The sequence below is a fragment of the Acidobacteriaceae bacterium genome (assembly GCA_035944135.1).
Taxonomy (GTDB): domain Bacteria; phylum Acidobacteriota; class Terriglobia; order Terriglobales; family Acidobacteriaceae; genus Granulicella.
The window spans coordinates 119,796-137,583 of record DASZBM010000001.1 but is presented as its reverse complement, the minus strand read 5'-3'; the positions used below and the strand labels follow the sequence as shown (position 1 = coordinate 137,583).

Sequence of the window (17,788 nt, the reverse complement as noted above, 5' to 3'; positions counted from 1 at the left end):
TATATATAACGATTCGGTCAACCTTTGTTTTCAGCTGCGCCAGCTCTGTTGTTTGAGAATTTCAAATAGTAAAACGCTAATGTCGCAATCAAAAAAGCATTTGACAAGCATTCCTGCGTGCTCTTAATGTAAGGCCGCTCGGAATTGACACGTATAAATAGCGTTCTCCGGGCCGGGATTCGATACGTATAAGTTGCACCGATTACCAGCAAAATTCAGGAGGCAGAGAAAACCATGATGCGTAAATCTCCTCGTTGGAAGAGTGCCGCTCTGACCCTGCTGTGCGTCAGCTTCCTGGGCTTCGAAACAACCGCCCATCCTCAGACCTCCAGCGCAACCATCAGCGGGCATGTCGTGGACAAAAGCAATGGAGCTGTCCCCGCTGCGAAGGTGACGCTCATCAACCAGCTCACCAACGTTCGCGTGCAAACCAGTGTTCGCCACGACGGAGACTTCGTCTTCCCAGACGTCGAGCCGGGCACCTTCACCGTTGTCGTCGATGCCCAGGGATACAAGGAGCTGCGCAAGGTGAACCTCATCCTCAGCGCCTCGCAGAATCTTTCCGCCGGCACGCTCGTGCTGGACGTCGGCGAGGTCAACGAGTCGGTCACCGTCGCCGCGGACATCACTCCGATTCAGACCACGAGCTCCGAGCGCTCTGAGGTGCTCGACACCAAGCAGATGGAGAACCTTCTCGCCGTTGGTCGTGACGCAATGGCACTCACCCGCACGATGCCCGGCGTTGTGGTCAGCGGCGGCGGTGGCGGATACGGCTCCTCGAGCCTGGGCACGGAAGCGACGCCAACAGTGAACGGCGTCAACAGCGAATACAACTCCGCGACTGTTGACGGGGTCACGGGCAACACGCGCGGCCTCAGCACGCTGGACACGCCGCTGAACCTCGACGCGATTCAGGAAATCACGATCCTGACCGCGAACTACCAGGCCCAGTACGGCAAGACCGCCGGTTCGAACATCAATATCGTCACCAAGAACGGAACGTCACGCTTCCACGGCACGGCCTACGAGTACTTCCGCAACGAGGACCTGAACGCGAACTCATGGTTCAACAACTACACCGGCGCTCCGCGCGCCCGCTATCGTTACAACACCATCGGCGGCACGCTCGGCGGCCCGATCTTCTGGCCGGGTCACTTTGACCGTAATAAGAACAAGCTTTTCTTCTTCATCTCGGTCGAGGACTCACCGATCACAACGCCCGACGGCTTGAAGTACTACCGCGTGCCCACACAGCTCGAGGTGAGCGGCGACTTCTCGCAGACCTACAACCAGGGCACAGCAACGCAGAACGCCAGCACGCTTGTCCGCATCAAGGACCCCAACGCGTCTGGCGCATGCGCGGTCAACTCGGCTACACCCGGGCCTGGATGTTTTCAGAACAACGTGATTCCGCCGGCCGACATTAACAAGCAGGAACAAGCACTGCTGAACATCATTTACCAGAACACCCTTGTGCTGAACCCGCAGTTCGCGTTCAACAATGTCACGATCAGCAATAACAACTACAACTACATCACCAACTACTCGGCGGATAAACCTGTGAACCAGGAGATATTCCGAATCGACTACGCTCCGACACAGAAGATCCACATGTTCGGGCGCGGCGATCTCGAGACGGTGAACGACAACGACTTCTCATCTCCGGCGAACAACCTTCCGTGGCTGATGCGCGTGAACTACCGCACCACAAATCCGAACTTCGTCTACAACCTGATCTACACGTTCAAGCCGAATCTTGTGAACGAACTGAATCTCGGCACTGCAGGATGGAGCGAAACGCAGCTCTACAGTAATGCGGACCTCACGAAGGCGCAGCTCAGTTCGGGCGGGTACAACGTTCCGGCACTGTATCCGGGCGTCAATCCTCTGAACCTTCTGCCGGCCGTCAGCTTCGGTCTTACGAACTCTGCGAACTTCGGCTGGGACAGCCGGTTTCCGATGACCGATCAGGTCCGCTCTTATAGTGCGACCGACAACGTGACATGGATCCTCGGCCGCCACACGCTCAAAGGCGGTGTTGATGCGCAGACGGACTCCTACCTGCAGGTGAATCACAATCGCGTAGGCAACTTCTCCTACGCAACCGATACGAAAAATCCCAACAACTTCAACTTCGCCTATGCGAACACGTTGCTCGGCTACTTCGATACCATGAGCGAGGTCACGCAGCTGGTGAACTACAAGCCGCGCACGAACGCCTTCGAGTGGTACACGCAGGATCAGTGGCAGGCCACGAAGAAACTGCTGTTGGACTATGGTGTGCGCTACTCCTGGGACATCGCGCAGCGGCTGTCGGCAGGCAACAACTTCGCGCCGGAGTTGTACAGCGCATCGGCCGCCCCCATTCTGTATCAGCCCCTCAACAGCACCAACTCCGTCGATCCAACTACCGGAAACAAGTATCCGGCCGCCTATGCCGGCCTCTTCGTCCCGAACACCGGCAACCTGAGCAACGGCGTCCTCAACGTGAACACAAAAGGGTTCCCGCAAGGCACCGTCTACGGCAACGGAGTGCTGTTTGCGCCGCGCGTGGGCTTCGCGTTTGATCCGACAGGCCGCGGTAATTCGGTCATCCGCGGCGGCTACGGCATCTTCTACAACGTTCGCGCCCGCAGCGGGCAGGAGGGCGACCTAACGAACAACGCGCCGACGACAAACTCGCCGGAGCAGTTCTACGGAAATATCAACACCTTCCAGAACGCAAGCGGCCTGAACGGTCCCTTCAGTGTGAGTCATGCCATTCCGCTGCACCAGAAGACCATCTACACCGAGAACGCGAGCATCGGCGTTCAGCAGAAGTTAGGTTGGGGCACCGTATTCGATCTCGCATACGTCGGGACCTTTGGCCGCCACCTCAGCGACTACACGCCGATCAATGAAGTTCCTTACAACGCGGAGTTCCTCTGGTCGAGTCACAGCCCTGCGGGCGGCATTCTGCCGGATAACTTCTTCCGTCCGTATCCAGGGTTCAACACAATCAACATGCAGTACTTCAACCTCACGTCCAACTACAACGCGCTCCAGGTGCAGATGACGCATCGCTTCAACAAGGGACTGGAGTTCGGTGTCGCGTACACGTGGGGGCGCGCGATGGATTACACCGACAGCTATAACGGCACCGTTGCGATGTACCAGAATCTGCGCGCATGGAACTACGGGCCCGCAGGCTGGGACATTCGCAACAACCTGGTCGTGAACTACCTCTGGAATATTCCGAAGGTGAGCCATGCATGGAACAACTTCTTCACCCGCGCGGTGCTGGACAACTGGCAGATCTCCGGGATCGCTTCAAGAGTGAGTGGGGCACCGGGCGCCATCGCGCTGAAGACGAGTAACAGTGCGAACATTACGGGCGGCGGGGACGGAGCGCGCGTGCGGCTGACGTGCGACCCGATGGCGCGCGCACCGCGGAGCTTCGGTCACTGGTTCAACCCTGCGTGCGTCACCGTGCCGATTGCGGGTGTGGCAGCGACAAGTGCGACGAGCGGATACACGCCGGGCGATCCGGGGAATGCACCGAAGGTGAACTACTATCTGCCGGCAGATACCAACTTCGATACGGCGCTGTTCAAGAACATTCCGTTCTACCGCGAGGCAGTGCTGCAGTTCCGGCTCGAGACTTACAACACGTTCAACCATCCAGAGTTCAGCGGGCTGAACAATACCGCGACCTTCGCGAATGCCAACTCGTCAAGCAATCCGGAGACGGACGCGACGTTCGGGCAGTTGAGTTCAACACTGAATCCGAGGCTGTTGCAACTGGCGCTGAGGATCAATTTCTAGGGACCGCCGCCTGTTCTCAACGCAATGCAGAGACGCTGATCTCTGACTGAGCGCGTTGGCGGTCTGTCGCAGTATTTAGGCTCTCTTGCGCCTCCTTGCGCAGCGTGGCCGCTTCGTTGTGGGCGCCGGAGGCGTCAAGCACTTTCGCGTAGGTGAGCTGTGCGGCAAAGTACCGCGGACTTTGGCGGCCGGAGGTCGCTTCGAACAGGGCTAAACCGCGGCCGGCCGTTTCGCGTGCGTCCGCGATGTCCCCAGCCTGCAGATAAGCGCCACCGAGAAGCACGTAGAGCCACGCCGTTCTCTGCTGCTGGTCCTGGTTGGTCTGCTTCCAGAGCTCGAGGGCGCGCCCATAGTCCTGGATGGCAGTGCGGGCATCTCCGTCGAGTTCGGCAATCCGCCCCGCGGTCGTTGTGATGGCGGCGAGCTCACCCGGAGTCATGTTGCTCGCCAGTTGCTGTTCGTCGTTCGAGCGCGCCATATCCTTATGAGCCTCATGGCGTAAATGCTGCTGGGCGGCGATGGCCGCGAGATCATTCCACGCCATTGCGGCGCCACCGTGATCGTTTTCGTTCTCGAACAGATGAACCGATCGAAGCAGCAGGTGTTTGGCCGTGTCGATCTGGCCGATCTGTGCGTACACAGTTGCCAGGGGACCGAGAGTTGCGGCGTATTCCGACGGGTGCTGGCCGTCGCGCTCGAGGACCGCAAGGGCCTTCTCGTAGTTAGCGGTCGCTTTGGTGAACTCTCCTGTTTGCTGGTAGGCGTAGCCGAGATAGGTCAACGTCATGGCCCGGTCCGTTGGATTTAACTGATCCGCTTCGAGAAGAGAACTCGCGGCCTGGATCAACTGCGGGAGTTGGCCGCGGCGGCTTAAGTCGGACAGGTTGGCGAGCGCGGTGTTTGGATCTTCAGCGCTCAGAGAGGGCGCGCTGATGATTGCGAGAAGCGCACAAAGCAGGATTCGCCGCATGGAAATAGCTCCTTTTGCGTGGCGATTTTGCCTGCGGTCCGCGCTTGATCGCTGGCTTGGAGACGGTATACGCAGGAATTCAAGGGATGTTTCCCGATTGTGACGAATCGTTGACGGGCCGGGACGGGATGTCGAATCGGAGTGTCGCGTGAATTGGAGTGCAGAGGTTAGCTCGCGCTCTATAATTCGGCCACGATGATCTCGAGACGATTTTTTGGATTGGTGTTGGTTTTGTCGGTGGCGTGGGGTTGTTGGGGAGCTTCCGCCAGGGCGCAGGCGGTGAAGACGCCTTACCCTCAGATGGCCCCGCTTGAGCAGTACATGATGCCGGAGGGGGCGGAGGTGGCGCTGGCTCGCACTGCGGCTCCGACTTCGATTTCGGGAAAGGCGAAAGTGTTGGTCCTGCGGCGGGATGGGTACGGCACAGCAGCGGATGGTGGAAATGGATGGACGTGCATGGTGGAGCGCGGGTGGGCTAATAACACGACGGCTCCGGACTACTGGAATCCGAACCTGCGCGCGCCGCACTGCTTCAATCCGCCCGCAGCGAGGACGTTTCTGCCTATCTACCTGATGAAAACGAAGTTGGTGATGGCCGGCGAGAGGTCAAAGGAAAAGATTCTGCAGGCGACGGAGGCGGCGTTCAAGAGCGGGAAGCTGCCGCCGCTGGAGCGCGGCGCCGAAGCCTACATGATGTCGAAGCAGCAGTACCTGGGGGACCGCGATCAGCACTGGCACCCGCATGTGATGTTCTTTGTTTCGGGGGATCAGATAAAGACCTGGGGAGCGGATCTGGCGGACTCACCGGTGATAGCGGCGAATGACCCGGAAGAGCATGTGACGATTCTGTTTGATGTGGTCGACAAGTGGTCGGATGGGACGCCGGGGCCCGCGATGACTCACTGAATCCTTGGCGGCTCGGATGAAATCCAACAGGTATGAAGACGATTCATCCTGAGGCCCGGATTGGGCATGTGCATTTGAAGGTTGCGGACCTGGAACGCGCGATCGCGTTTTATCGCGATGTGCTGGGGTTCGAGGTAACGCAGCGAATGGGGAACAGCGCGGCGTTTCTGTCGGCGGGCGGATATCACCACCACATTGGACTGAATACCTGGGAGAGCTATGGGGGGCAGGCTCCGGCGGCTGGGGCGACGGGGCTTTATCACCTGGCGATTCTGTATCCGACGCGAGCGGAGCTGGGAGATGCGCTGCGGCGGCTGCTGGAGGCGGGGGTGCCACTGGATGGCGCGTCAGATCACGGAGTGAGTGAGGCTCTGTATCTGCGGGATCCGGATGGGAATGGCGTGGAGCTTTACTGGGATAAGCCGCAGAAGGAGTGGCCGCGGACAAAGGATGGGGAACTCGCGATGGTGACGAGGCCACTGGATTTGAAGGGGCTGTTGGCGGCGGCGAAGTGAGATTTCATCCAGCAGATGTCTCAACCGGCGCTTTGGGGTGTTTAATCTCGAGACGGGCTCTGTTTTGGAATGGAGTCGTCAATGAGCGTAACTGTTGAACAGAAGAGTTATGAGATGCCCCCGAAGGACGGGATCAGCATCGCGCACTTTCTCACCGTGAAGGACATCCAGCGGTCGCTTGATTACTACGCGAAGGTGTTTGGGGCTGAGATTTTGAGCAGGGGCGACGGCAATGCGCCTGGGTACCTCCGGCTCGCGAATATCTGGATGATTATGAACGTGGGGGGTGGGGGTACGCCGGACAAGCCGACGGTCACGCTCAGCGTCCCGGACCCGAACCACATCAGCAGCTTTATGAACTTCCGGGTCGCGGACATTCAGGCGTGCTATCGGGAATGGAAGAGCCGGGGAGCGGAGTTCATCACGGAGCCGATGGACAAGTACGGCGAGTGGCGCTGCTATATTCGCGATCCTGACGGCTACATTATCGAGGTCGGACAGAGCAAACCGGAGTTCAAGTACGGTTGAGCGGTGGGGCCCCCTCCCCCCTGTTTTTGCGCAAAATCTTCAGAAGATTGGAGTTAGGGGTGGACCTTTGTGTGGCACTTTGTTCGGCGAGTGGCGCGAAGCTCTCCGTGAGGGGTTTGCGGAGGCGGGGTTTGTCAAGCCGAGTTGCGCCGCTGGATGAGTGAGGATCTCTACCTGCGCGATCCGGATGGGAATGGCGTCGAGCTGTGGTCTGGATCGTTGTTTGGGTGAGCCAGCCGGCGTATGGTGATTTCGTGGCGGAGAACTCCTTCGAATCGATGGACCAGTGGCAGAGGGACTCCTTTCTTGCGATCGCTGCGAAGTGTGAGGGTGCTCTCGCGATTTTTATGGAACGGCCGGACGCGACTCTCGTGCGCGTAAGCGATATTAGAGCCGACGACTGGGGTGTGACTGTAACCATTACCTGCGTGGCTTCGCCAGGGATGTCACGTTTGGGGGAAGAGCAGATTGACCGGCTCGACATTTCGGCTGCCTGGGAAATATTGAGTGCTGATACCGAGTCCTGGCATGCCCAATACGTTCCGTGGCAGCTGTGTTTCGTTCCAGAAGCGATCGAGAAGTTCGTCGCGTTGGCGGCCCGGGAAGCTGAATCGGGAAAGCAGATCGATTACACGGCTGCAGAAGATTGCATTGGCTAGAACACGTTACGTAGCAGTCGCTGAAAAGTAGCCGAATGAACGAATCGTGGAAACGCATGAATGCGGCATCGCGCGAGTGAGGTGCTCACGGACGCGTCTTGCAAACCCACGTCTCAGAAGCGAGACGCGGGCACCCGACTGGAGAGTAGGTCAGATGTGGGCCACCCGCCGGTTGTCGAAGCCCACCCAAGGGTTTTGTGGTCCCCGCGAAATCCTTATCGGTGGGCCAACCGGAGAATGCTAAGCCTTCCACGCAAACCGGCCGGATCCTACGCTCTTCACCCTCATCTTCGTCGCATACCCGGGTTTTGCTTCGCAGAAAGCCCGCCTTTCGTTTTCTGAAACGGCCACATCGCAGGGCGCGCTGTAGCCCCATTCTGGCGCTTTAATTCGGGTGCCCATTACCTCGAAATAGCCGGAGAAATTTGCTACGGGAAGGAACATGCGCAGGGCTAAAGCCGTGGATTGGCAAATATGGTCGTCAATCTGTTGATACTGCCCCTTTGTTAGGGACATCGTCCCGCTCGCGTCGCGGTCACTTTCTGTTCCGTTCAAAAGGGAATCGAGAATCTCGAGATTCTCGATGTCGTCTTCAGTGAGATTCTTGCGCATGATGATGGTGCATTTGAGCCGCTCTTCGATTTCTGCACACAAGGCGATCAATTTTCGTGTGTTGGGGTCGAGAGACCCTGATTTCGCTGGTCCTTCAATCGGCGGCAACGTAATCGTTGGTCGCTCGCCTTTCAAATCGGTGACTTTAATCCTCCCGCCGGCGAGTGCGGCGTCCACAAAGCTGAGCATCCGCTGGCATTTGCCTGCTTGAAAACCCGAGATTCGCCACGAGAGGGATATGTTTATTTCCGCGTTCTCGGCAAATTGGTTCACAAGGGATATTGACAGCGGCTGGCTGTCGTCTGCGATTCGAAGCTCCCCTTCTTCGCTGCCCCTCCGTACGACGCTCATTGTCATAAGCTCGAAGCGAGTTTCGGGGGCATCCTCGATTTCAATTCTCACCGCTCGGGGATCTGGGTCTACTGGGGGGCCAGCACTCAGAAGCATTCCTTCCTGCGGACCCGGAAAAAACGGAATATCCGAGCTCAAATGCGTGAACTCACTGCTGCTCCAACTCTGGGCTTTGCCTGTGCGCAGAAGCTCCATGGCCTTACGCACGCCCTCTCCTAGAAATCTCAAGTTGATTGTAGGTGCGTCTTCTGACGTCACAGGGACCTTAGACCGGATTTCAATTCGCTTGCCGGAAGAGTTTGCAACATAGACCGAGAATTCGTAATTCGGGTACTTAGTGCCCGCAGTTTTTAGGAAGACCTCAGCGGAATCGAAGCTCCGTCGCTCCAGCTCCTGGAGTTCGAGAAGTTCCGGTTTAATGACCCGGATCAGCTCCCTGCAGAGCTCGTCCAAGGGGACTTTGCTAGACAAACTATATCTGTCCGCCTGGATAGGGTAGCTCTTACGAAGTTCTGCGATCGAAAGGTTGTGCAGGATCGGCAGAATGCGTTTCCTATTCCCAGAAATCTCCCTCGAAAAAAGACCGTTCAATTCTTTGCGCGGCCATTTCTTCTTTAGGAAGGCGGGACTATACACAACAATTCCGTATCGGGATGTTGCGAGGCCTCGTTCTATCGACTCCCTTAAGCTGTCTCCCACGCGTAGTTCGAATCTGTCGAACCAAACGTTCAGCCCCCATTTTCGGAGCTCCGTAGCCAGTGGTTCCACGAATGCGGCCTTGTCTTCAGATGCGTGTGAAACAAAAACGTCAAAGCTCCTTTTACGCATTCGAGGATTCTAGCGTGGCAAAAAGCTCATAGGGGCTGTTCAAAACAGGGTTATGACGGTCGACCCCCCTTGGGGTTTGCGTTCAACCTTGATTTGGCAGAGCTCTAAAAGCAGATTCCCTGCGGGAATGACAGAAAGAAAGGCAAAAGCGAGTTAATGGGCGGCGACGGCTTGTTCGCCGAGGGTGGTGGGAGTTCGGCGCTGTTGTGGATGGGTGTGGAAGATGTGGCCGCCGCGGAGTTCGTGCACAGTGAATTTGGGAACGATGGTGGCCATCAGGGGAGGGTCATTTTGTGGATGGGGCGGCGGGTGGTTTTGCCGAGGAGGAAGCGGATGGTTCGGTCGGAGAGGCGTGTGTAGGGTGGTTTGAGGGTGCGGGCGAGAAACTTTGCGACCAGGGAGCTTTGGAGCAGAACGCCCTTGTGCTTCGAGAATGTTTTGAAGCCTTCGAAGCCGTGGTAGGCGCCGATGCCGCTGGGACCGACGCCGCCGAAAGGCAGGTCGTGCTGAACGAAGTGGAAGATGCAGTCGTTGATGGTGACGCCGCCGGAGATGGTGTGGTCGAGGGTGTGGCGGATGCGGGATTTGTTGCGGTCGAAGTAATAGAGAGCGAGCGGGCGGGGGCGGGCGTTGATGAAGCTGAGAGCGTCGTCGAGTGTGGCGTAGGTGACGATTGGCAGGATGGGGCCGAAGATTTCTTCGTGCATGACGCGCATGGAGCTGTCTGCGCCGAGGATGAGCGTGGGAGGGAAGAAGCGAGTTGTGGCGGCGGAGGCGGGTGGTGAATCGGGCTGAATGATTTGCGCGCCGTGCTGTTGTGCGTCGTCGACGAGGGCCTGCATGCGTGCGTGGGCGCAGTGGCTGATGAGGTGGGTGTAGTCGGCGTTGGAGTGCGGCTGAGGATAGCGTTTCGCGAGGGCGGCCTGGCATTCGCGAGCGAAGGCGTCGGCTTTGGTGGCGGGGACGAGCGCGTAGTCGGGAGCGATGCAGGTTTGTCCGGCGTTCCAGAATTTTGCGGAGCAGATGCGGTCGGCCGCGGTGGCGAGAGGGAAGGATTCGTGGACGAGGGCAGGGGACTTGCCTCCGAGCTCAAGCGTGACGGGGGTGAGGTTTTCGGCGGCAGCCTTCATGACGAGCTTGCCGACGTTTTGCGAGCCGGTGAAGAGGATGTGGTCGAAGGGTAAGGCGGAGAAGGCGGCGGCGAGTTCGCTGTCGCCGATGATGACGGCGATGTAGTCCTCGGGGAATGCTTCGCTGACGAGCTGGCGGATGATTTCGGCGGTGGCGGGTGCGTGCTCGGAGGGTTTGATGAGGACGTGATTGCCGGCGGCGATGGCGTTGGCGAGCGGGGAGAGTGTGAGTAAGAGTGGGTAGTTCCAGGCGCCGATGATGCCGACGACGCCGAGCGGCTGATAGATCGTCTGTGTGCGACTGGGAAGGAACTGCCAGTTTGCGGGGGCGCGGCGCGGGCGCATCCATCGACGGAGGTGGCGCTTGATGTGGCGGATCTCGTCGAGGAGGGGGAAGATTTCGAGGATTCGAGTTTCGCGGGCGGAGCGCTGGCCGAAGTCCTGCTGCAGGGCTTCGATGAGGATGTCCTGGTAGTTGATGACGCTCTGCAGGAGGAGGTCGAGAGCTTCGAGGCGCTTGCGGAGTGGGAGCGGCGCGCATCGGCGGAAGCTGGTGTGCTGGCGATCGAAGATCTCTTGGAGGTGTGACACAGCGGATATCGTAGCGCGGACGGTGCTCGGGCTGACGACTTAGCGCAAGGCTGAGATGCTGATTTGATTTTGGCTGGCGCGGGTAAGGTCGGTGAGTCCGGAGTTGGCGGAGGTGCGGAGCGTGGAGGCTTCGGCGTGCGAGCCGGAGGCATCGAGGATCTTGGAGTAGGCGAGTTGGGCGGCGAAGAATCGAGGAGTACGGTCGCCGGAAGTAGCTTGTAGTATCTGCAGGCCGTGGAGGGTGGCGTCGTGCGCAGCGGCGATGTTGCCGGACTGCAGCCAGGCTTCGCCGAGGAGAACGTAAAGCCAGCCGGTTTGGGGCTGCTGATCGCCGTGAGATTGTTTCCAGAGAGCGAGTGAGCGCTGATAGTCGGATATGGCGGAGGTGGGATCGCCGTCCAGCTGGGCGATGCGCGCTTGCGTAGATGTGATTGCGGCGAGTTGGTCCTGTGTGATGTTGCCGGCGAGCTGGGACTCGGCGAGGGCGTGGGCGAGATATTTGTGCGCGTCGCGGCTGGAATGTTCGTCGGCGGCGATGGTGGCGAGATCGTTCCAGAGGCCGGCGATGGCGGCGTGGTCGCCTTGCTGCTCAAAGATATGAATCGATCGAAGGAGAACGTGTTTGGCGGTGTCGATTGCGCCGCTCTCAGCGTAGAGAGTGGCGAGTGCGGCGAGCGCAGTAGCGTATTCGGCGGTGTGGAGTCCGTCACGATTGATGACGGCGAGTGCCTGCTCGTAGGAGGCGACGGCGTGGTGCAGGTCTCCGGATTGCTGATAGCCGTAGGCGAGGTAGGTGAGGGCGATCCCTTTGTCGGAGGATGACAGGTTGCCGCCGGCGAGGAGCGAGTTCGCAGCCTGGATGAGCTGCGGGAGCTGGCCGTGACGGCTGAGCTGTGAAAGGGAGTCGAGGCCGGGGTTGTTGTTCTGCGCGGTGAGAAGAGCCACGAAGGAGATGAGGCCGAGGAGCACACTAATGATTCGCTTCATGGAGGGGAATCCTTTGTGCGGCGAATTTTGTGCGACGTTGGGCTGCAGCCTGTGAAGACAGGTTGTGTGGTGTATGGGGGTTGATTTTCGAGTGGGCCCTGTTGCTCAGCAGGTCTCTCTCATTACGGCTGAAGGGCGTTGGTGGTTCCGAAATTGTTTCTGTGTGTGACGAACGAAAGAAGGGCGGCTCTTGCGAGCCGCCCTTGGGGTTTGTCGTTCAGCTTCGAGCTGTGAGTTAGAAGAGCAGATTCCCTTCGGGATTGACAGAAAGAAAACGAAAGCGAGTTAGTGTGAGGCGACGGTTTGTTCGCCGAGGGTGTGGAGTTCGGCGGAGTTGGAGGGGCGGGTGTAGAACATGTGGCCGCCGGGGAATTCGTGCACGGTGAGTTGTGGCGCGATGGTGGCGGGGAGCTGGTTCTGGGTGAGGATGGAGCCCATGAAGGGGCAGCTCAGGTCGTTCCAGCCGTGCATGATGACGACGTGGAGTTTGGGGTCGGCGGCGAGAGCTTCGCGGAGATCGGCGACGGCGCCGCGGCGGAGGTCAGGGCCCTGGCGGTCCCAGAGCCGGTTGACGTCGAAGGAGAGCAGGTTGTAGCGGTCTTCGACCTTCCAGCCGACGACGCGGGTGTCGAAGTCGACCATGGCCTGGGTGATCTGGGCCATGCCGGACTCCAAGATAGGGTCGGAGCCTTCCTGCTCGGGCGAGTAGGGGAAGGGGTCGGGGTCAGTGACGTTGGAGTCGTAGACGGAGCCGATCTCGCCTTTTTCGCGGTGGACTTCGCGGAGGTAGGCCTGGGTGGAGAGGCGGCCGCCGGAGTACTTGACGAACTGCGGGTCAAGGCCGGTCATCTCGGTGACGTGGGCGATCATGTCGTTGGTGGCGGAGGAGTTTTCGGGGCCGGAGATGAGCGCAGAGGCGTAGGGACCTTCGGTGTAGGCGATGACATCGTGCATGGCGTCAGGGGTGAGCTTGTGCTCGTTTTCGAGATGCGCGGCGGTGATGGAGGGGAGGGTGATCATCCAGGGAATGGGCGAGAGATTGCGGTCGCCGAAGTCGGGGTTGAGATAGGGGCTGACGAGGAAGAGGCCGTTGACGCCGACGCCGAGCTGGGTCTGGAGGTAGTGCGTGATGCGCGGGCCGCGGTAGCCACCGTAGCTCTCACCCATGACGTACTTCTTGGAGAGCATGCGCTGGTTTTTGACGAGCCACTTGTAGATGACGAATGAGAGGTACTCGATGTCGGGGGTGGGGGCGTAGAAGAGCTTTTTGGCTTCGTTGTCGTCGACGAGAGACTTGGAGAAGCCGGTGCCCACGGGGTCGATGAAAACGAGGTCGGTGAAGTCGAGCCAGGTGCCGGGGTTGTCGGTGAGGATGGCGGGGTCTGAGGGGGACTCGCCGGCGTTGCCGAAGGAGACGTGCTTAGGGCCGACAGCGCCGAGGTTGAGGAAGCCGGAGGCGGCGCCAGGACCGCCGTTGAAGGCGAACATCACGGGGCGGTCGTGTGCATTATCGAGCGTGTAGGCGGTGTAGACGACTTCGGCGGTAGGCTTGCCGTCCTTGCCTTCGAGGGCGATGGTGCCGACGGTGGCGGTGTAGTGGAGAGTGTGGCCGTTGACGGCGACGGTCTGCTCGACGGACTTGTCGTGCGGGAGCGGGTTGGGAAGGGCGTTGGTGTGCGTGGGCTGCTGCGGCGTGCCGGGAGGCGGAGTGGGAGCTCCGGGCGCAGGTGGTGTGGTTTCGCTGGGCGCGGGCGTGGCGGCCGGCGTGGATTGCGGGGCTGTCGAAGCTTGCGAGGGGGCCTGGGAGTTGCGCTGGCCGCGCTGGGCCTGTGCGGGAACTGCGAGTGCAGGCAGAGTGAGGGCGAGGATGATCGCGGGAGCGGTTCGGCTGAAGGTCATGTGGAGAATGCTAATGGATTTGTGGGTGATGTCGAGAGTGGAGTTGGAAGCCAGGCGCGGGTTTCAGTGGCCGTGATACTCGACGTAGAGGTCTGGGTAATCGGCCTTGAGCGTGGAGATTTTGGGGCGGTCGCAGACCATGATGTAGGGATTGTTTGGATTTTTGAGAGCGTAGTCCTGGTGGTAGTCCTCGGCACGGTAGAAGGCTTTGAGCGGGACTACCTGGGTGACGATGGGCTTAGGCCACGCATGCGCGGAGTCGAGCTGCGCGATGTAGGCGGTGGCAATGCGCTGCTGCTCCGGGGTTGAGAAAAAGATGGCGGAGCGGTAGGAGGTGCCGACGTCCGGGCCTGGCGATTGAGTGTGGTGGGGTCGTGGATAGTGAAGAAGACGCGGAGGAGCTGACCGTAGGTGAGGCGCGAGGGATCGTAGATCACTTCGACGGATTCGGCGTGGCCGGTGGTTTCGGTGGTGACGTCGTCATAGTGCGCGGTGGAGGAGGAGCCGCCGGAGTAGCCTGCGGTGGTGGAGAGGACGCCGCGGACGCGCTCGAAGACGGCTTGCGTGCCCCAGAAGCAGCCGCCGGCGAAGACTGCGGTGGCTCGGCCGGGAGATGACGCGAGGGGAGCGTCGGTTTGCGGCGAGGGGATCGGGCCGTGCTGTGTCTCGGATTGTGCGTTGCAGGCGAGGGTGGAGAGCGAGAGCGTGCAAGCGAGGACGGCAGTCACGGTAGAGCGTAGGCGCATCATTTGAAGACCTCATCCATATGACGTGCGAGGGTGGATCGCGGATTGAGTTTTCTGGATGTGAAGGGTTGTCAGGAGAGGATTAGAGTTCTTGCCATGGGCATGCGCAAGCGCGGATGGTTGAGCTGGCTGGTCGCGATGGGTGTGGTGATGGCGGCCGGCGGCCGGCTCGCGGTGGCGCAGGACTCGGCGCGAGATAGGTCCAAGGCAGTTGAGATCAAGGTTGATCTGGGAAAGAAGATTGGGCGATACGAGCCGATCTACCGGTGGTTCGGCTTTGACGAGGCGAATTATGCGACGGCGCCTAATGGGCGGAAGCTGCTAGGCGAACTGCACGCGATGAGTCCGGTGCCGGTGTACATCCGCATGCATCATCTGCTGACGTCGGGCGATGGGACGCCGGAGTTGAAGTGGAGCTCGACGGGCGTGTATCGCGAGGATGCGCAGGGCAGGCCGGTGTATGAGTGGAAGATTCTGGATGGGATCTTCGACGCGTACAAGGCTGCGGGTGTGAAGCCGATGGTGGAGCTCGGGTTTATGCCGAAGGACCTGGCGGCGAAGTTGCCGAATAAGCCGGATCAGCCGTACCAGATGCACTTTCCGGGCGATGTGCTGGGAGGAGCTTCGAATAATCCGCCGAAGGATTATGCGAAGTGGCAGGCGCTGGTGCAGGCGGTGGTTGCGCACCTTGTCGAGCGCTATGGGAGGGATGAAGTGCTGACGTGGTACTTCGAGGTGTGGAACGAGCCGGACATTTCGTACTGGCACGGAACGCCGGAGGAATACTACCGGTTGTATGACGCTTCGGCGGCGGGAGGTAAGGCAGCATTGCCCGGAGCGCGTGTGGGTGGGCCGGCGACGACAGGGCCGGGAGGCAGGGGCAAGTCGTATGAGATGCTGCGCGGATTTTTGGAGCACGTGCGGGATACGAAGCAGCCGCTGGATTTCATCTCGTTTCATGCGAAGGGTCAGCCGAGGATTGCGAACGGCGCAGTCACGATGGGGATCAATCATGAGCTGCGAGATGTAGAGGCGGGGTTTGAGGTGATCCAGAGCTTTCCGGAGTTTCGGCATCTCCCGGTGATTTTGAGCGAGGCGGATCCGGAGGGATGCGCGGCGTGCTCGGCGAAGATGAATCCAGCGAATGCGTATCGCAATGGAACGCTGTATCCGGCGTATACGGCGGCGGCGTATGCGCGGATCTTTCAGTTGGCGGACGAGCATGGAATCAATTTGATTGCGATGTTGTCGTGGGCGTTTGAGTTTGAGGGACGAGATACGTTTGAGGGGTTTCGATCGCTGGCGACGAATGGGATCGACAAGCCGGTGCTGAACTTCTTTCGGATGGCGGCGAAGATGAGCGGCGAGAGGGTGAGCGTGGAGTCGACGGGCGCGGTGCCGCTGGATGTGATTCGCGAGACGGGCGTGCGCGGGGCGCCCGATGTGGATGGGCTGGCGACGGTGAACGCGAATAAGGCGATGGTGATGGTTTGGAATTATCAGGACACGGTTGCGCAGGATCCGGCTGTGGGCGCGCGCGTGATCGTGCGGGGCGTGCCTGCTGGAGTGAAGCGCGTGCAGGTGCGCGAGTGGCGGATCGATGAGACGCACAGCAATGCGTACACGGTGTGGAAGGCGATGGGATCGCCGGCGCATCCTGACGCCGAGCAGACGGTGAAGCTGGAGGCTGCGGGGCAGTTGCAGGAGATGGGTGCGGTGAGGAGTGTTGCGGTGAAGGATGGCGCGGTGAGGTTGGAGGAGACGCTGCCGGGCGAGTCGGTGTCGCTGTTCGGAGTTAGTTGGTGAGGTAAGCTCCGTGGAGCCCACCCATGACGACGATAAAGCTGTCGCCATGAATGGGGCACCCACGCGTCGCTTGTCCTTAAAGGAACTTAGCGGCCGAGTTCTTCGAGGTACTTTTCGACTTCGAGGGCGGCCATGCAGCCGGTGCCGGCGGCGGTGATGGCCTGGCGGTAGCGGCGGTCCTGAACGTCTCCGCAGGCGTAGACGCCGTGAAGCTGAATGCCCTGGCGAGTGACGAAGACGTTGTGCTCGGACTTGATGTAGCCGTCGTTGTCGAGATCGATCTGGCCTTTGAACATGCTGGCGTTCGGCTCGTGGCCGATGCCGAGGAACATGAAACCGAGAGGAAGGGTCCAGCGCTCGCCGGTTTTCTTGTTGAAGAGCTTGAGGCCGCGAACGTCCTTCTCTTCGACGCCGAGGACTTCTTCTACGAGAGTGTTGTGGAGGAATTCGATCTGCGGATGGGCGATGGCGCGCTCCAGCATGATGCGGGAGGCGCGGAAGTTTTCGCTGCGGTTGATGATCGTGACCTTGGTGGCGAAGCGGGTGAGGAAGAGGGCTTCTTCCATGGCGGAGTCGCCGCCGCCGATGACGGCGATCTCTTTGCCGCGGGTGAAGAAGCCGTCGCAGGTGGCGCAGGAGCTGACGCCGTGGCCGATGAGCGCCTGCTCAGAGGGCAGACCGAGCCAGCGCGCGGAGGCGCCGGAGGCGATGATGAGCGAGCGGGAGAGGACGATTTCGCCGTTGATGGTGAGTTCGAAGGGTGTGCGGCAGATGTCGGCGGCGGAGAGGTGGCCGTGGGTGATTTCGGCACCGAAGCGCGTGGCCTGCTTCTTCATGTTGTCGATGAGTTCGGGGCCCTGGACGCCGTCTGGCCAACCGGGGAAGTTTTCGACGAGTGTTGTGATGGAGAGCTGGCCGCCGGGCTCGTGGCCTTCGAGGACGAGGGGCTTGAGGTTGGCGCGCGCGGCGTAGATGGCGGCGGTGAGTCCTGCGCAGCCGGAGCCCAGGATGACGCAGTCGCGGACGTGGTTTTCAGACATAGCTATTTGATTGTAGAGGGTGCGTATTCGATGCGGGGGGATCAGAGGGTAGAGGATAGAGAGTAGAGGAAAAAAGGAGATTTGGGATGGCTGATCTGGTGTTGGTGTATGGAATGAGGCTGCTGCCGGCGGACGAGGTTGTGGCGGTAGATGCGGCTCCGGTGAAGTTGAAGAACGGCAACGAGGCGCGGGTGACGATGCACGTGCTCGAAGGCAGCCGCGAGTCGATTGAATCGCAGTTGCGCAACAGCATCGAAGCGTTCTTCGATTTTTATCCAGAGATCTGACTGGATTTCTTATATCCGGAGCATGACCCGAGTGGTGGCCTCGCTGACCTGATCGGGTGAGCGTGTGCGCGGCGACGCGGCGCGGTGGGACACGAGAGCTGAGATTCCTCTGAAACGACGAAGAGTGTC

15 protein-coding genes are annotated in these 17,788 nt (G+C 59.9%); 7 read left to right on the top strand and 8 right to left on the bottom strand.

All coding sequences use genetic code 11. From position 1 onward, the window contains the following. Nucleotides 1-234 precede the first annotated feature (234 nt). A complete protein-coding gene (locus tag VGU25_00500) occupies nt 235-3,804 on the top strand; it encodes a carboxypeptidase-like regulatory domain-containing protein (GenBank protein HEV2575661.1) in 3,570 nt (1,189 codons plus the stop codon). Nucleotides 3,805-3,820: 16 nt separating this feature from the next. Here VGU25_00500 and VGU25_00495 read toward each other — a convergent pair whose 3' ends face one another. Then, on the bottom strand, nt 3,821-4,774 hold the full coding sequence (locus VGU25_00495) for a tetratricopeptide repeat protein (GenBank protein HEV2575660.1): 954 nt from the start codon (nt 4,772-4,774) through the stop codon (nt 3,821-3,823). A 300-nt stretch (nt 4,775-5,074) separates the two neighbouring features. Here VGU25_00495 and VGU25_00490 point away from each other — a divergent pair, with 300 nt between their 5' ends. From VGU25_00490 to VGU25_00475, 4 genes are all read left to right on the top strand, one after another. Continuing rightward, nucleotides 5,075-5,680: a hypothetical protein gene (locus VGU25_00490; protein ID HEV2575659.1), complete on the top strand. Its 606-nt coding sequence runs from the start codon at nt 5,075-5,077 to the stop codon at nt 5,678-5,680. Nucleotides 5,681-5,712: 32 nt separating this feature from the next. Further along, the gene (locus VGU25_00485) at nt 5,713-6,195 is read left to right on the top strand and encodes a VOC family protein (GenBank protein ID HEV2575658.1); all 483 of its coding nucleotides are present in this window, start codon (nt 5,713-5,715) and stop codon (nt 6,193-6,195) included. Nucleotides 6,196-6,276: 81 nt separating this feature from the next. Then, the gene (locus VGU25_00480; GenBank protein HEV2575657.1) at nt 6,277-6,723 is read left to right on the top strand and encodes a VOC family protein; all 447 of its coding nucleotides are present in this window, start codon (nt 6,277-6,279) and stop codon (nt 6,721-6,723) included. A gap of 206 nt (nt 6,724-6,929) precedes the next feature. After that, on the top strand, nt 6,930-7,382 hold the full coding sequence (locus VGU25_00475) for a hypothetical protein (protein HEV2575656.1): 453 nt from the start codon (nt 6,930-6,932) through the stop codon (nt 7,380-7,382). A gap of 240 nt (nt 7,383-7,622) precedes the next feature. Here the strand turns inward: VGU25_00475 and VGU25_00470 are convergent, their stop codons facing one another. The 6 genes from VGU25_00470 to VGU25_00445 form a co-directional block, all read right to left on the bottom strand. Then, a complete protein-coding gene (locus VGU25_00470) occupies nt 7,623-9,173 on the bottom strand; it encodes a toll/interleukin-1 receptor domain-containing protein (protein ID HEV2575655.1) in 1,551 nt (516 codons plus the stop codon). A 153-nt stretch (nt 9,174-9,326) separates the two neighbouring features. After that, on the bottom strand, nt 9,327-9,449 hold the full coding sequence (locus tag VGU25_00465) for a hypothetical protein (protein ID HEV2575654.1): 123 nt from the start codon (nt 9,447-9,449) through the stop codon (nt 9,327-9,329). Then, a complete protein-coding gene (locus tag VGU25_00460; protein ID HEV2575653.1) occupies nt 9,449-10,894 on the bottom strand; it encodes a coniferyl aldehyde dehydrogenase in 1,446 nt (481 codons plus the stop codon). The genes VGU25_00465 and VGU25_00460 overlap by 1 nt, the downstream gene beginning before the upstream one ends. Before the next feature lie 39 nt (nt 10,895-10,933). Next, a complete protein-coding gene (locus VGU25_00455; protein HEV2575652.1) occupies nt 10,934-11,881 on the bottom strand; it encodes a tetratricopeptide repeat protein in 948 nt (315 codons plus the stop codon). Between the two features lie 285 nt (nt 11,882-12,166). After that, nucleotides 12,167-13,780 (bottom strand): peptidase S10, encoded by a 1,614-nt coding sequence (locus VGU25_00450; protein HEV2575651.1) that lies wholly within the window; start codon nt 13,778-13,780, stop codon nt 12,167-12,169. Nucleotides 13,781-13,998: 218 nt separating this feature from the next. After that, nucleotides 13,999-14,529 carry a peptide-methionine (S)-S-oxide reductase gene (locus VGU25_00445; GenBank protein HEV2575650.1) on the bottom strand — a complete coding sequence of 177 codons (531 nt, stop codon included), beginning with the start codon at nt 14,527-14,529 and terminating at the stop codon, nt 13,999-14,001. A 42-nt stretch (nt 14,530-14,571) separates the two neighbouring features. Here VGU25_00445 and VGU25_00440 point away from each other — a divergent pair, with 42 nt between their 5' ends. Continuing rightward, entirely contained in the window at nt 14,572-16,332 is a 1,761-nt protein-coding gene (locus tag VGU25_00440) for a beta-xylosidase (GenBank protein HEV2575649.1), read from the top strand. Nucleotides 16,333-16,418: 86 nt separating this feature from the next. Here VGU25_00440 and trxB read toward each other — a convergent pair whose 3' ends face one another. Then, on the bottom strand, nt 16,419-17,372 hold the full coding sequence (gene trxB, locus VGU25_00435) for a thioredoxin-disulfide reductase (GenBank protein HEV2575648.1): 954 nt from the start codon (nt 17,370-17,372) through the stop codon (nt 16,419-16,421). Between the two features lie 86 nt (nt 17,373-17,458). Between trxB and VGU25_00430 the strand changes: the two genes are divergently transcribed. Continuing rightward, nucleotides 17,459-17,659 (top strand): allantoinase, encoded by a 201-nt coding sequence (locus VGU25_00430; GenBank protein ID HEV2575647.1) that lies wholly within the window; start codon nt 17,459-17,461, stop codon nt 17,657-17,659. Nucleotides 17,660-17,788: the final 129 nt, after the last annotated feature.

What these genes read in the sequence shown, in the direction of transcription:
- VGU25_00470 (HEV2575655.1), bottom strand. Translation starts at nt 9,173, where the DNA reads ATGCGTAAAAGGAGCTTTGACGTTTTTGTTTCACACGCATCTGAAGAC.
- trxB (HEV2575648.1), bottom strand. Translation starts at nt 17,372, where the DNA reads ATGTCTGAAAACCACGTCCGCGACTGCGTCATCCTGGGCTCCGGCTGC.
- VGU25_00450 (HEV2575651.1), bottom strand. Translation starts at nt 13,780, where the DNA reads ATGACCTTCAGCCGAACCGCTCCCGCGATCATCCTCGCCCTCACTCTG.
- VGU25_00485 (HEV2575658.1), top strand. Translation starts at nt 5,713, where the DNA reads ATGAAGACGATTCATCCTGAGGCCCGGATTGGGCATGTGCATTTGAAG.
- VGU25_00495 (HEV2575660.1), bottom strand. Translation starts at nt 4,774, where the DNA reads ATGCGGCGAATCCTGCTTTGTGCGCTTCTCGCAATCATCAGCGCGCCC.
- VGU25_00500 (HEV2575661.1), top strand. Translation starts at nt 235, where the DNA reads ATGATGCGTAAATCTCCTCGTTGGAAGAGTGCCGCTCTGACCCTGCTG.
- VGU25_00490 (HEV2575659.1), top strand. Translation starts at nt 5,075, where the DNA reads ATGGCCCCGCTTGAGCAGTACATGATGCCGGAGGGGGCGGAGGTGGCG.
- VGU25_00480 (HEV2575657.1), top strand. Translation starts at nt 6,277, where the DNA reads ATGAGCGTAACTGTTGAACAGAAGAGTTATGAGATGCCCCCGAAGGAC.
- VGU25_00455 (HEV2575652.1), bottom strand. Translation starts at nt 11,881, where the DNA reads ATGAAGCGAATCATTAGTGTGCTCCTCGGCCTCATCTCCTTCGTGGCT.
- VGU25_00430 (HEV2575647.1), top strand. Translation starts at nt 17,459, where the DNA reads ATGGCTGATCTGGTGTTGGTGTATGGAATGAGGCTGCTGCCGGCGGAC.
- VGU25_00465 (HEV2575654.1), bottom strand. Translation starts at nt 9,449, where the DNA reads ATGGCCACCATCGTTCCCAAATTCACTGTGCACGAACTCCGCGGCGGC.
- VGU25_00445 (HEV2575650.1), bottom strand. Translation starts at nt 14,529, where the DNA reads ATGATGCGCCTACGCTCTACCGTGACTGCCGTCCTCGCTTGCACGCTC.